11 protein-coding genes and 2 tRNA genes are annotated in these 13258 nt (G+C 71.8%); 11 read left to right on the top strand and 2 right to left on the bottom strand.

Annotation, left to right across the window (positions count from 1 at the left end):
• Positions 1–7: 7 nt before the first annotated feature.
• Positions 8–1741, bottom strand: a complete 1734-nt coding sequence (locus tag P3T41_RS25060) for an ABC transporter family substrate-binding protein (protein ID WP_280692527.1) — start codon at positions 1739–1741, stop codon at positions 8–10.
• A gap of 373 nt (positions 1742–2114) precedes the next feature.
• Here P3T41_RS25060 and P3T41_RS25055 point away from each other — a divergent pair, with 373 nt between their 5' ends.
• From P3T41_RS25055 to P3T41_RS25005, 11 genes are all read left to right on the top strand, one after another.
• Positions 2115–3095, top strand: a complete 981-nt coding sequence (locus P3T41_RS25055; RefSeq protein WP_280692525.1) for an ABC transporter permease — start codon at positions 2115–2117, stop codon at positions 3093–3095.
• 14 nt (positions 3096–3109) lie between these two features.
• Complete coding sequence (locus P3T41_RS25050) at positions 3110–4054, top strand: ABC transporter permease (protein WP_280692523.1); 945 nt, start codon at positions 3110–3112, stop codon at positions 4052–4054.
• Positions 4054–6123, top strand: coding sequence for an ABC transporter ATP-binding protein (locus P3T41_RS25045; protein ID WP_280692521.1), 2070 nt, complete (start codon positions 4054–4056; stop codon positions 6121–6123). The genes P3T41_RS25050 and P3T41_RS25045 overlap by 1 nt, the downstream gene beginning before the upstream one ends.
• Before the next feature lie 157 nt (positions 6124–6280).
• Positions 6281–7177 (top strand): MFS transporter, encoded by an 897-nt coding sequence (locus P3T41_RS25040; RefSeq protein ID WP_280692519.1) that lies wholly within the window; start codon positions 6281–6283, stop codon positions 7175–7177.
• Positions 7164–7781, top strand: coding sequence for a Rieske (2Fe-2S) protein (locus P3T41_RS25035; protein ID WP_280692517.1), 618 nt, complete (start codon positions 7164–7166; stop codon positions 7779–7781). The genes P3T41_RS25040 and P3T41_RS25035 overlap by 14 nt, the downstream gene beginning before the upstream one ends.
• Positions 7778–8104 (top strand): DUF6755 family protein, encoded by a 327-nt coding sequence (locus tag P3T41_RS25030; RefSeq protein ID WP_280692515.1) that lies wholly within the window; start codon positions 7778–7780, stop codon positions 8102–8104. The genes P3T41_RS25035 and P3T41_RS25030 overlap by 4 nt, the downstream gene beginning before the upstream one ends.
• Positions 8105–8156: 52 nt before the next feature.
• Entirely contained in the window at positions 8157–9473 is a 1317-nt protein-coding gene (locus P3T41_RS25025) for a nitrate/nitrite transporter (protein ID WP_280692513.1), read from the top strand.
• Between the two features lie 79 nt (positions 9474–9552).
• Positions 9553–9626 (top strand) — tRNA-Lys (locus P3T41_RS25020).
• Positions 9627–9791: 165 nt separating this feature from the next.
• Entirely contained in the window at positions 9792–10358 is a 567-nt protein-coding gene (locus P3T41_RS25015) for a DJ-1/PfpI family protein (protein WP_280692511.1), read from the top strand.
• A 191-nt stretch (positions 10359–10549) separates the two neighbouring features.
• Positions 10550–10623, top strand: a tRNA-Lys gene (locus tag P3T41_RS25010).
• Between the two features lie 323 nt (positions 10624–10946).
• A complete protein-coding gene (locus P3T41_RS25005) occupies positions 10947–12611 on the top strand; it encodes an MFS transporter (protein WP_280692509.1) in 1665 nt (554 codons plus the stop codon).
• Between the two features lie 33 nt (positions 12612–12644).
• On the opposite strand, the gene P3T41_RS25000 is transcribed toward P3T41_RS25005, so the two are convergent.
• Positions 12645–13049 carry a VOC family protein gene (locus P3T41_RS25000; protein WP_280692508.1) on the bottom strand — a complete coding sequence of 135 codons (405 nt, stop codon included), beginning with the start codon at positions 13047–13049 and terminating at the stop codon, positions 12645–12647.
• Between the last annotated feature and the right edge of the window lie 209 nt (positions 13050–13258).

The following is a 13258-nucleotide window of genomic DNA, read 5'->3' as shown; positions in this document are numbered from 1 at the left end:
CGTCGCGCTACTTCTGCCAACCGACCTTGGTGTAGTCGACGTCCGCCAGCCCGGGGGCGCCGAAATTGGCCAAGCCCTTGCGGAAGGCGGTCACCTGCGGGCGCTGGTAGATCTCCAGCGTGTGCCCGAGCTCCCAGATCTTGGCGTCCGCCTGGTTGTAGAGCTTGGCGGCGGCCGCCGGGTCCAGGGTGGAGGCGGCCTGCTTGAGCAGGCTGTCGATCTCCGGGGTGCTCAGCTTCGAGAAGTTCTGGTAGACGTTGTCACCGGTCGGCTGCTGGTAGAACGGCAGGATCAGCGAGGGCGGGAAGGACCCGGTGTTGCGCCAGGTCGCCAGGTCGAACTTGCCGACGTTGATGTACTTCTCGTCCAGGTCGTTGTCCGGCACCTTGTCGACGTCCAGCTTCACGCCGACCTGGCCGAGCATGTTCTGCACCGCCGCGGTCATGTCGAGGGTCTGCTGCGAGGAGCCCGCGGCAACGATGAAGTGCAGCTCCAGCGGCTGCCCGTTCTTGGTGCGCGGCTTGCCCGCCCCCGCGTCCTGCCAGCCGGCCTGGGTGAGCAGTTGCCCGGCCGCGGCCGGGTCGAACTTGCCCCACTGGCCGGAGTTGTCCTGGTAGCCGGTCTGGTTGGTCATGAAGACGTGGTTGCCCAGCTCCGGGAAGGTGACCGGCACGCCCTGGCTCATCACCTTGATCAGCGCCGTGCGGTCGATCGCCTTGCCCAGCGCCTGGCGGACGCTCTGGTCGGCCAGCGCGCCGTTGGAGCCGAAGGAGATGTGCACCTCGTCCCACGGTCCTGCGGTGCGGATCACCGCGTCCGCGTCGCCCTTGAGCTGGCCGTAGGCGTTGGCGTTGCCCGCGCTGGCGTAGTCGATCTCGTTGTTCAGGAAGGCCTGGGTGATCGCCGAGGAGGAGAGCGCCCGGTAGGTGAACTTGTCCAGCACCGGCTTGTCGCCCCACCAGTTGGGGTCCGGCACCACCGTGATGGTCTGCGCCGACTTGTCCTGCGAGCCGATCTTGAAGGCCCCGCCGGTGATCGGGACCTTCTCGACCCAGCCCTTGTTGAAGTCGTCCGGGGTGGAGATCCCGGCGGCCGGCAGCAGCGGGTAGAAGAGGCTCTGCCAGTCGGCGAACGGGGTCGAGAAGGTGACCTTGACCTGGGTCGGGTCGGAGCCCTGCGCGACGTCGCTGATCTGGTTGTAGCCGTTGGTGCTGGCCGCGTTGTAGGCCGGGTTGCTGCCGTTGTCGGCCTGCCAGACCGCCTTGAAGTCCAGGTAGCTCAGCGGCTTGCCGTCCGACCAGCGCGCCTTGGGGTTGAGCTTGTAGAGCACCACCTGCGGCGAGGTGGAGACCACGGTCGCCGACTGCAGGAATTCGGGGACCGGTTGGAAGGTGCCGCTCGCGTCGATCCGGAAGAGCAGCGGCTCGATCATCTTCATGATCTCCACCGAGTCGCCGTAGGTGCCGTCCACCTGGTACGGGTTCCACTGGTCGATCCACTGCTGCAGCGGCTCGCGCAGCTCACCGCCCGGCTTCAGCGCGCCCACCGGCTGTGGGTTGATGTCCGTGGCGTTCAGTCTGGGCACCGCGCTCTGGGCGGCGTTCCCGCCCGACTTCGACGAGCTTGAGCCGCATCCGGTCACCACCAGGGCGAGCGCGGTGGCCGCGACCAGCGAGCGGGTGAGCTGCGTGCGCGCGAGCTGCGAACGGGTGCGGCCGCGCCGCGTGGTGGTGGCATCCATGGAGGGTCCCTCCTGAGGAGTCGGGGGCACTTCTCGCCCGAAGGTGTGACGGGCCTTGATCGTGGGCAGCCAAGTGGGTGTCCAGCCAGCAGAACGTAACAGCGGATCAGTTCCCCGACCAGAGGCCCGTGTTCACTCCTGATCGAATCGCAACAGGGGGCAACACAGCGGAAACACCCTGTCCGCAACCGACTGCAAGACTCTGACCTGCTGCTTCGCCGAACCCGCCGAAGCGGCCGCGTGCACGGTCTTGACCGGCCGAACGGTCGGTTCGAGAATGCCGCTGCACGAAGCTGCTCCGAACACCCATCGAGCGAAGGCAATTGGTCATGATGATCGGGAGTCCCTGCGGACGCCCCACCGGGCGTCGCTGATGCTGCGCTACCTGGCGAAGCGGCTCGCCTACTACCTGGTCCTCCTGATCGTCTCGGTGTTCCTCGCCTACGCGCTCTCCAGCGCCGCGCTCAACCCCCGGTCGTACTTCGAGAACAAGACGCCCCGCCCGTCCGCCGCCTCGGTGGACCGGCAGTTGACCGCGCTCGGCATCAACGACCACACGCCCGTGGTGGTGCGTTTCGGGCACTGGGCGGACGGCCTGGTCCACGGCGACCTGGGCCAGAGCATCCACAACGCCTCGGTCAACGCCGACTTCGGCCGCCGGCTCTGGGTCTCGCTGCGGCTACTGGTGATCGGCAGCCTGCTCGGCACGGTGCTCGGGGTGGCCGCCGGCGCCTGGGGCGCGGTGCGCCAGTACCGGTTCTCCGACCGGGCGTTGACGATCTTCTCGTTCGTGCTGCTGTCCTCGCCGGTCTTCCTGATCGCGCTCTTCCTGAAGAACGGCGCGATCGCCGTCAACCAGGCCTCCGGACACCAGCTGATCAACTTCACCGGATACGAGACCCCGGGACTGGCCGGCGGCCTGGGCGCCCACCTGGCCGACTGGGGCGTCCACCTGCTGCTGCCCACCCTCTCGTTGGCGCTCACCGGCATCGCCACCTACAGCCGCTATCAGCGCAGCACGATGCTGGACGTGCTCGGCTCGGACTACCTGCGCACCGCCGAGGCCAAGGGACTGACCCGCCGCCAGGCACTGCTCAAGCACGGGCTGCGGACCGCGGTGATCCCGATGTCGACCCTCTTCGCCTACAACATCCTGGGCATCTTCACCGGCGCCACCTTCACCGAAGTGATCTTCGGCTGGCACGGGATGGGCGAGTGGTTCATCAGCTCGATCTACGAGAACGACATCAACGCGGTGGTCGCGGTCAACCTCTTCACCGCGGTGACCATCCTGGCCTCCGGGTTCCTGGCCGACACGCTGCACGCCGCACTCGACCCCCGAGTGCGTGCGTGATGGGAGATGCCGTTGTGACCGCAGTGCTGGACGAGGTGCCCGTGGCGGCCGCCGCACCGGCTCCCGCGAGCCGGGGCCGCCTGGTGCTGGCCCGCCTGCTGGCCGCCCCAGGAGCGCTGGTGGGCCTGGCCGTGGTGGTGCTGCTCTTCCTGCTGGCCTTCGTCGGGCCCTACCTGACGCAGTGGCACTACACCGACATCGACTACTCCGCACTGCGCGAACCGCCCTCCGGCACCCACTGGTTCGGCACTGGCGGCCTCGGCCAGGACGTCTACGCACAGACCCTGCGCGGCCTGCAGAAGTCGCTGATCATCGGGCTGCTGGTGGCACTGCTCTCCACCGTCGCGGCCGGCCTGGTCGGTTCCTGCGCCGGCTACTTCGGCGGCTGGGCCGACCGGCTGCTGATGTTCTTCGTCGACCTGATGCTGGTCTTCCCGAGCTTCCTGATCATCGCGATCATCTCGCCCCGGCTGCAGAGCGGCGGCTGGATCGCCTTCGTGGTGCTGCTGGCCGCCTTCAACTGGATGATCACCGCCCGGGTGGTCCGGTCGATGACGATCTCCCTCAAGGAGCGCGAATTCGTCCGCGCCGCACGGTTCATGGGCGTGCGGCCGCTGCGGATCATCTGGCGGCACATCCTGCCGAACGCCGCCTCCTACCTGATCGTGGACGCCACCATCGCGGTCGGCGCGGCCGTGATGAGCGAGACCGCGCTCTCCTACTTCGGCTTCGGCGTCAAGGCCCCCGACGTCTCGCTCGGCACCCTGATCGCCAACGGCACGGACGCCGCGCCCAGTTACCCGTGGATGTTCTACTTCGCGGCCGGGCTGCTGGTGCTCTTCGTGCTGGCCGTCAACCTGATCGGCGACGGGCTGCGCGACGCGCTCGACCCGACGGCGGAGGCCGGGCGGCGGCGCTCGACCCGTTCCGAGCGCAAGTCCCGTCAAGGCAAGGCCTGATGACCACCGTGACCTCCCCCCTCCTCGCCGTCCGCGACCTGCGGGTCGACTTCGCCGGCAACCGCAAGCGCGCGAGAACCACCGCCGTGCGCGGCGTCGACCTGACCCTGGCGCGCGGCGAGACCCTGGGCATCGTCGGCGAGTCCGGCTCCGGCAAGTCCGTCACCGCGCTGGCCGTCCTCGGCCTGCTGCCCGGCACCGCCACCGTGCGCGGCTCGGTCGAGCTGGACGGGCGCGAGCTGGTCGGGCTGCCCGGCAACGAGCTGGCCAGGATCCGCGGCCGGCGGATCTCGATGGTCTTCCAGGACCCGCTCTCCGCCTTCACGCCCGTCTACCGGATCGGCGACCAGATCGCCGAGGCGGTCCAGGTCCACCAGAAGGTCGACAAGGCGACCGGCCGCCGCCGGGCCGCCGAACTCCTCGACCTGGTCGGCATCCCGGACCCGGACCGGGCCCTGGACAGCTTCCCGCACGAGTTCTCCGGCGGCATGCGCCAGCGCGCGATGATCGCGATGGCCGTCGCCAACGACCCCGACGTCCTGCTCGCCGACGAGCCCACCACGGCGCTCGACGTCACCATCCAGGCCCAGGTGCTGGACGTGCTGCGCACCGCCCAGCGCGAGACCGGCGCCGCGCTGGTGCTGGTCAGCCACGACCTGGGCGTGATCGCGCAGATGGCCGACCGGGTGGCGGTGATGTACGCCGGGCGGGTGGTGGAGACCGCCGGCGTGGACGACCTCTTCACGGCGCCCCACCACCCCTACACCCTCGGCCTGATCGGCGCGGTGCCACGGCTGGACCGGGCGGGCGGTCCGCTCGTCCCCATCCCCGGCAACCCGCCGGCCCTCAACGCCCTGCCGCCGGGCTGCCCGTTCGCGGCCCGCTGCCCGCTGGCCACGGACGAGTGCCTGGTCGCCGAGCCCGCCCTGGCCGGTCCCGTCGACCATCAGGCCGCGTGCATCCGCGCGGCCCAGCTGGCCGAGACCCGCCCGGCCCCGTCCGACATCTACCCCGTCCCCGTGTTTCCGCCGCCTGCCACCGCTGCCCCCCGCGCCACCCTGCCGCCCGTCCTCACCATCTCCTCGCTCCGCAAGACCTTCCCCGTCCTCAAGGGCAACGTCTTCAAGCGCAAGGTCGGCGAGGTCTACGCGGTGGACGGCGTCTCGCTGGACATCCGGCGCGGCGAAACCCTGGGCCTGGTCGGCGAGTCGGGCTCGGGCAAGTCCACCACGCTCTTCGAGATCCTGGCCCTCGGCAAGCCCGAGGGCGGCCGGATCGAACTGCTCGGCCAGGACACCGCCACCCTCACCCGCTCGGCCGCCCAACAGCTGCGCGGCCAGCTGCAGATCGTCTTCCAGGACCCGATGGCCTCGCTGGACCCCCGGATGCCGATCGGCGACATCATCGCCGAGCCGCTGCAAGCCCTGGGCACCGACCGCGCCGTCAGCTCCGCCCGAATTCCCGCCCTGCTCAGCCAGGTCGGCCTCGACCCCGCCCACGCCTCGCGCTACCCGCACGAGTTCTCCGGTGGCCAGCGCCAACGCATCTCCATCGCACGGGCGTTGGCGGTCTCCCCCGAACTCCTCGTGCTGGACGAGCCGGTCTCCGCGCTCGACGTCTCCATCCAGGCCGGCGTCCTCAACCTGCTCCAGGAACTCAAGGCCTCGCTCGGCCTGGCCTACCTCTTCGTCTCCCACGACCTCTCGGTGATCCGCCACCTCGCCGACCGCGTCAGCGTGATGTACCTGGGCCGCACCGTCGAACAGGGCGAGATCTCCGCCGTCTTCGCCGCCCCCCGCCACCCCTATACCCGCGCCCTGCTCTCCGCCGTCCCGCTCCCCGACCCCGCCGCCGAACGCACCCGCACCCGCCTCCTGCTCCCCGGCGACCCGCCCTCCCCCACCAGCCGCCCCACCGGCTGCGCCTTCCGCCCCCGCTGCCCGATCTACGCGACCCTCGGAGCGGAGCAGCGGACGCCCTGCGAGACGACACCGCCCGCCCTCACGGAGGCCGCACCGGAGGCCGACCACGCGGCGGCCTGCCACTACCCGACGGTGGAACTGGTCTGACGCCTGATCAGGTGGCGTGAGGAACTCTGACGCCGCGTCACTCGGACGCCCGCTCTGGCAGGCGTCCGGGTCGGGTGCCGCCTAGCGTGCCTGGCAGAGAGCCGGGCACAGCCGCGCGGCAGCCGTCCGTCCCGCGTGTGGAGGTCCTCTGTTGGCCGTGTCCGAGCAGGAGGTCAGCGGGCCCGGGGAGTGGGATCCGCAGCCGCGGCCGCCCTGGGCCGAGCCGGAACTGCCGCCGCGCACGGTCGGCCAGCGTGCGGTCCTGGTGGGTGTGCTGGCCTCGCTCACCCTGGTGCTGGCGATCGTGGCGGGCAGCCGGGGTCTGCGCGACCTCGACGCCGCGCAACTGCCGTACGCGGCGGCCACCGTCTTCCTGGCGTTCGGGCTCGCCCACCGCTTCACCTGCTGGGTGAACGCGCCGGCCGGCCGCCGGTCCGTCCAGTTGCTCCGGCTGCGCTGGCGGAGCGCGACCTCCTGGTCCGGCCTGCGGGCGGAGCCGCTCGCGCTGCCTCGGCTGGCCCGCGATCTCCTGGGACTCCCGCAGCGTGCCGACTCCCCCTCGCCTGCCGATCGAGTGGCGCGTCACCTGCTCTGCTGGGGCTGTCTGGCGGCTGCCGCGATCACCTTCCCGCTCTCCTGGGGGTGGCTCAGCTTCACCGTGAGCGGGGACCCGGCCGGGTCGGGCTGTCTGCTGCGGCTCTGGGGGCACCGGCTCTTCGGCTTCGACGCGGACGGACTGGTCGGGTGGGCGGTGTTCCACGGCCTGGCCCTGGTGGCGGTGCTGGTGGTGGCCACCGCCGGGTTCCTGTTGTGGCGGGGCGACCGGGCGGCGACCGGCGGTCTGCTGCTGAACCCGCTCGTGCTGACGGCGCTGCTGACGCTCGCGGTGACCGGCCTGCTGCTCACCTTCTCCGAGCTCGCGCTGCACGGCGCCGGCTACCAGTTCCTGGCCGTGCTGCACGCGGCCTCGGTCGTGTTCGCGCTGCTCTACCTGCCGTTCAGCACCGCGCTGCGGGCGCCGAGAGGGACGGAGCGGCGACATGACCAGCCCTGAGGAGCCGCGAGAGCTGCCCGATGCCGCCTCGCCGACCATGGCCACCACCACCCGGCGCGACTGCCTGCGTCTGGTCGCCACGCTCTCCGGCGGCCTCGCGGTCGGCTCCACGGTGGTCGCCGCCGGCGTGCTCCCCCGGCACGGCGACGGCGGTGCCGATCCGCTGAAGGTCGCCGACCAGCTGGCCCCCGGCGCGACCATCACCTTCGGCTACCCCACCGCGCAGGACCGGGCGATCGGGATCCGGCTGGCCGACGGCTCGCTGGCCGGCTACTCCACCGTCTGCACCCACATGGCCTGCGGTGTCCTGTGGCGCCCCGACCGGGGAGCGGTGGGCGAGCTGTACTGCCCGTGCCACGGGGGCGCGTTCGACGTCCGCAGCGGTGACGTGACGGCCGGTCCGCCGCCGCGCGGGCTGCCGAAGGTCGTGCTGGTGGAGGATCCGGCCGGCGGGATCTGGGCGATCGGCACCGCCCGTTCGGGCGAGAGCGAGGAGCACGGCGTCTGCCGCCAACTGCACGAGCGTGACCCGGACCTGGCCCACCAGGCGGGCTGCGACGGCCCGACCGTCGCACCCACCGGGCCCGTCAAGGAGCAGACGTGACCGACCAGCCGTCCGAGCCCGGGCCTGCGCCGGATCCGGTGCCGCCCGCCGGCTACCGGACCTACCCGGCCGACTACTTCCGCCGACCGGACGCGGACACAGGTGTCCCGTCCGGCCCCGGGCCTGGACGCGCGACGCTGCCGACCGCGCGGGTGCTGATCGCGCTCACCGTGCTGGTCGGCCAGCTCTGGGCGCTGACCGTGGCCGCCAACGCCTGGCTGACCGGCGACCTCGGCACCGCCTGGTGGACCACGGCCTTCTCCGCCGTCTGCTTCCTGGTCGTCGCGCTGATCTGGCGGCTCACCCCGGAGCACGAGCACTGAGCGCGCGTCCACGCCGCCACGGGAACGTCCGGCGTCGCCACGGGAGCGTCCGTTGAGCACCGTCCTGCCGCGCGGCCCGCGCCGGGACAGCTACCGGCCCGGCACCGCGATCCACCACTGGACCCCGGAGGAACCCGAGTTCTGGGCCACCACCGGCGCACGGGTGGCGGCCCGCAACCTGCGGGTCTCCGGGCCGGCCCTGCTGCTGGCCTGCGCGGTCTGGCAGATCTGGTCGGTGACGGTGGTTCAGCTCGACCGGATCGGCTTCGACTACACCGCTTCGCAGAAGTTCTGGCTGACCGCCGTCCCCGGCCTGACCGGCGCCACCCTCCAGCTCGGCTACACCCTGCTCGGGCCGGTGATAGGGGGACGCCGCTGGACGACGTTCAGCACGCTGCTGTTGACCGGCCCGCTGCTCTGGCTCGGCCTGGCCCTGCGGGACACCGCGACGCCCTATCCGGTCATGGTGGTGATCGCCGCGCTCTGCGGGATCGGCGGTGGCAACTTCGCCGCCTCGATGGCCGGCATCGCCGCCCTGTACCCGAGCTTGCCGAGTTTCCCGGGCTTCCCGAGGGCGGGGAGGGGCGCCGCGTGCCGGCGCAACGCGGTGCTCGCCAGCCTGGGCGTCGGCGCGGTCCAGTTGCTCGCACCGATCGCGAACAGCGCCTTCCTCTGGATCCCGCCGCTGCTGGTGACGGCCGGGCTCGCCTGGTCGCGGATGAACGAACTCGACGGCGCGACCAAGCCGTTCGAGCAGCCGAGCGGGATCCTGCGCCGCAAGCACACCTGGCTGCTGACCCTGCTCCAGGTGGGCGCCTTCGGTTCCTTCATCGGCTTCGCCGCCGCACTGCCGAACCTGATCGACACCAGCTTCACCCCGCTCGCCCCCGCCTGGTCAGCGACCCGCTACGCCTGGGCCGGCCCCTTCGTCGGCGCGCTGGCCCAGTGGCTCGGCGGCCGGCCCGGCAGCAGGGTGACCGGCGCCAGGTGCACGCTGGTCGCCTTCGCCGGGCTGGCGCTGACCGTCATCGTGGCGGTCCGCGCACTGCCGGCCGCCGGCGACGGAGGCAACTTCCGGCTCTGCTACGCCGCCTTCCTGGCCGCGTTCTTCTTCGCCGGGCTCGGCAGCGGGTCGATCGTCCGGCAGCTCGCGGCGATCTTCCGCGACCGGGACCGGACCGACCGGACCGCCTCGGCGGTGGCCGGCCTGTCGACCGCGATCGCCAGTTGCGGGGGCTTCTTCCTCCCCGCGATGCTCGCGCTCTTCCCGGTCACCGACCTGCTGTACGTCGTGGTCGGGTACTACTCGCTCTGCCTGGGCGTCTGCTGGTGGTACTACGCCCGGGAGGGGGCGGAGGCTCCCAGCTGAGCGAGGGTGACGCCGTGCGACCGGCCGGTGACGATTCGATGTTTGGCCGGACGCCGTGTAATGTTCTCCGGGTCAGCACGCGCCGCTAGCTCAGTTGGTTAGAGCAGCTGACTCTTAATCAGCGGGTCCGGGGTTCGAGTCCCTGGCGGCGCACCGACGGTCGAAGGCCTCTCGTTCAGACTTCTGAGCGAGAGGCCTTCGGCGTTTCCCGCTTGTGCCCGATGGGGATGTACGCGACGCCGGTGGACGGTGCCGCTGCGTGAGCGCACCGCTACCGCCGCGCACCCGACCGCCGATCGAATCGAATCGAGGCCACGCATGGCTGTGAAGGTGCTGCTCGTCACCGGGGACGCCGCCGAGTCGCTGGAGGTCCTCTACCCGTACCAGCGGCTCCAGGAGGAGGGGTACCAGGTCGACATCGCCGCGCCGAGCAAGAAGAAGCTGCGCTTCGTGGTGCACGACTTCGAGGACGGCTTCGACACCTACACCGAGAAGCCCGGTTACAGCTGGCCCGCCGACCTGGCCTTCGCCGAGGTCGACCCGGCCGAGTACGTCGCGCTGGTGATCCCCGGCGGCCGGGCCCCCGAGTACCTGCGCAACGACCCCGAGTTGCAGCGGATCGTGCGGCACTTCTTCGACGCCGAGAAGCCGGTGGCACAGATCTGCCACGGTCCGCAGATCACCGGCGCGGCCGGCGTCCTGGGCGGCCGGACCACCGCCGCCTACCCGGCACTGGAGCCGGACGTCCGGGCGGCGGGCGCCACCTACCGGGACGGCGAGGCCGTGGTGGACGGCATGCTGGTCTCGGCCCGCGCCTGGCCGGACCACCCGGGCTGGCTGCGGGCGTTCATCGAGATCCTGCGGACGAAGGCACCGGCGGCCTGAGCCCGGCTCCGGCAGCGGCGGCCCCGGCAGGCGGGACTTCCGAACTCACCGGCCACAGCCGGACGTTCAGCTGATGAGCTGACCACGAGGGCGGCGATCCGAAGCGAGAGCGCCGCTCTCGAAAGAGGGCGGCGCTCCAGCCGATTTCAACAAAGGCCCGCTGGTCAGGTACTGTTCTCGGCGTTGAACAAGCGCCGCTAGCTCAGTTGGTTAGAGCAGCTGACTCTTAATCAGCGGGTCCGGGGTTCGAGTCCCTGGCGGCGCACAACAAGGCACACGCCTGATGGGGCGCTCTCCTCCGGGAGAGCGCCCCATTGCGTTTCCGTCCCGCGCCTGTCGTCCCTCGCGTTTCAGCGCCTTCGCGTTTCAGCACCCGCGTTTCAGCACCCGTGAGCCTCACCGGGGCAGCGCCACCAGCCCGCGCCCGGCGAACCGCCGCATGTACTCCCGACGTGTGAGCTGACAGCCCCTCAGGCGGCCCCGGTTACCACCGCCGCCCGGCGGCTTGTGATGATCCTTGGAGAGGGTGCACACCAACCGTCCGCCGGCCTGACCGCCGACCCTTCGATGACAGGAGTACCAGACCCTGTGAGCGCTCCGCAGCAGGCAGCCGCGCCACCGTCCCCACCGACGCCCGCCGGCCGGGTGGGAGCGCTGCCGCGGCGGCCGGCCCTGAGCCGACCGGTCTGGGTCGCCGCAGCGGCCGCGCTGCTGCTCGGGGTGCTCTGGGCCCGGTACGTCGCCGGGGTCAGCGGGGACCTGGCCGCCCAGTGGGCCTGGGCGGACTTCGCGGCGCACCACCCGGGCTCGGCATACGACCTGGCCTGGTACGGCGGCATGCACCCCGCCTCCTACAGCGTGCTGACCCCCTGGCTGATGGCCCTGTTCGGGGTGCGCACGGTCGCGGTGGCCAGCTGCGTCGTCTCGGCGGCACTGCTCGCCCACCTGATCGTCCGTGCGGGTGTCCGCCGACCGCTGCCAGTGGCGCTGTGGGGCGCTTTCGCACTGTCCTGCAACGTGGCCGCGGGGCGGGTGACCTTCGCGCTCGGCATCATGTTCGGCCTGGCCGCGCTGCTGCCGATCGACTCAGGACCGAGCGGAGCCGGGCAGGCCACCGCCCCCGCACGCGGCTCCGGCTGGCAGCGGTACGCCTGGGCGGCCCTCTGCGCACTGCTCGCCACCATGGCCAGCCCGGTGGCCGGCCTCTTCGTCGAGGTCGTGGCGGCCGCGCTGCTGCTCACCGGCCGCCGCCGGACCGGCTGGGCACTGGCCCTGCCGCCGCCCGTGGTGGTGCTGGGCGCGGCAGTGCTCTTCCCCGGCTCCGGGATCGACCCGATCTCCGGACCCACCGCCCTGATCTGCGTCGGCTGCGCCGCCGTGGTGGCGCTGATCAGCCCGCCGTCCTGGCGGACCCTGCGGATCGGCTGCCTGGTCTACGCCGTGGGCTCCGGGCTGACCTGGGCCTTCCGCACCCCGATCGGCAGCAATGTGGAGCGGCTCCCGCTGATCTTCGGCAGCGTGCTGGTACTGGCCGCGCTCTGCACCCGCCCGTTCAGCTGGCGGCGCACCCCCGCCGCGCTGCTCGCGCTCACGGTGACCGCGTACTGGACGGTCAGCGCCAACATCATCGGCATCCCCACCCCGCCCCCCGCCGGCCAGGCCGACGCCCTGCTCGCCGAGCTGCGCCTGCTGCACGCCGACCAGGCCAGGGTCGAAGCCGTCCCGATGCTCAACCACTGGGAGTCCTGGGGCCTGGTCGACACGGCCGAGCTGGCCCGCGGCTGGAACCGCCAGGCCGATGTCCAGCGGAACCCGCTCTTCTACGACAACACCCTCACCCCGGCGAGCTACCACGACTGGCTTCAGCGCTGGTCGGTCGGCTACGTCGCCCTCCCGGCCGGCGCCACCGACGCGGCCGCGAACGCCGAGGCGGCCCTGATCCGCACCGGCCCCGCCTGGTTGCGGGAGGTCTGGCACGACGACCACTGGCAGCTGTTCCGCTTCACCGACGCCGTCCCGCTCGCCGACCCGCCGGCCACGGTGGAGCGCGCCGACGCCGCCCAACTCCAGCTCACCGTCAGCGCGCCCGGCCCCGTCCTGGTGCGCATCCCGTGGTCCCCCTGGCTCACCGCACACGGCCCGGGCGGCACCTGCCTGCGTCAGAAGGGCGACTGGACCGAGCTCACCGCCCCGGCCCCGGGCGAATACCGGATCGACGCCCAGTACAACTGGCCCCGCGGGACACCCTGCTGAGCGAGTGCCCTGCGGGGCCGGCTGTCCTGGGCGTCAGTTCGCCACCGAAGGCAGCTCCTGCGCGACCTCCCAGACATTGCCGTCCGGGTCGGCGAAAGCGGCGGTGCGCAGGCCCCACGGGCGGTCGATCGGCCCACCCAGCACCGGCACGCCCAGCTCGGCCAGCCGCGCGACGGCCTCGTCCGTGTCGTCGACCGAGATGGTGTAGAGGCAGCGCGCGCCCAGCCCCGCAGCAGCTACCGGCGACGGCGCGACCACCTCGTCCGCCGCGGTGGTCTTCAGCAGATTGATGATCGTGTTGTCGAACTTGAAGGCCGCCGAGTCCGCATCCTCGTACATCGGGTCCAGGCCGCAGACCGTCCGGTAGAACTCCCTGGACCGTTCCAGGTCTTCGACGAACAAGGTGATCGCGGTCACATTGCGCAGCGACATGCCCATGGCTCGACTCCTCCGGGTCCGCGTGCGGCCGGCCGGCCGCACGGCGCAGTCCAGTAGAACAGCACCCACTGACGCTCCGTCATGGCGCAGCCGGGGCCCGCTGCCCGATGGCGCGCCGACAGCGCGCCCCGGCCCCGGCCGCCGAGCCGGCAGGCCGTCCTCGACCTCCGCAGCCGGGGCCCGCTGCCCGATGGCGCGCCGACAGCGCG

The sequence above is a fragment of the Kitasatospora sp. GAS204B genome (assembly GCF_029892155.1).
Taxonomy (GTDB): domain Bacteria; phylum Actinomycetota; class Actinomycetes; order Streptomycetales; family Streptomycetaceae; genus Kitasatospora.
The sequence above is the reverse complement of the archived record's forward strand: the minus strand, read 5'-3'. Positions and strand labels throughout refer to the sequence as shown.

What these genes read in the sequence shown, in the direction of transcription:
- P3T41_RS25060 (WP_280692527.1), bottom strand. Translation starts at nt 1,741, where the DNA reads ATGGATGCCACCACCACGCGGCGCGGCCGCACCCGTTCGCAGCTCGCG.
- P3T41_RS25055 (WP_280692525.1), top strand. Translation starts at nt 2,115, where the DNA reads ATGCTGCGCTACCTGGCGAAGCGGCTCGCCTACTACCTGGTCCTCCTG.
- P3T41_RS25045 (WP_280692521.1), top strand. Translation starts at nt 4,054, where the DNA reads ATGACCACCGTGACCTCCCCCCTCCTCGCCGTCCGCGACCTGCGGGTC.
- P3T41_RS25035 (WP_280692517.1), top strand. Translation starts at nt 7,164, where the DNA reads ATGACCAGCCCTGAGGAGCCGCGAGAGCTGCCCGATGCCGCCTCGCCG.
- P3T41_RS25015 (WP_280692511.1), top strand. Translation starts at nt 9,792, where the DNA reads ATGGCTGTGAAGGTGCTGCTCGTCACCGGGGACGCCGCCGAGTCGCTG.
- P3T41_RS25000 (WP_280692508.1), bottom strand. Translation starts at nt 13,049, where the DNA reads ATGGGCATGTCGCTGCGCAATGTGACCGCGATCACCTTGTTCGTCGAA.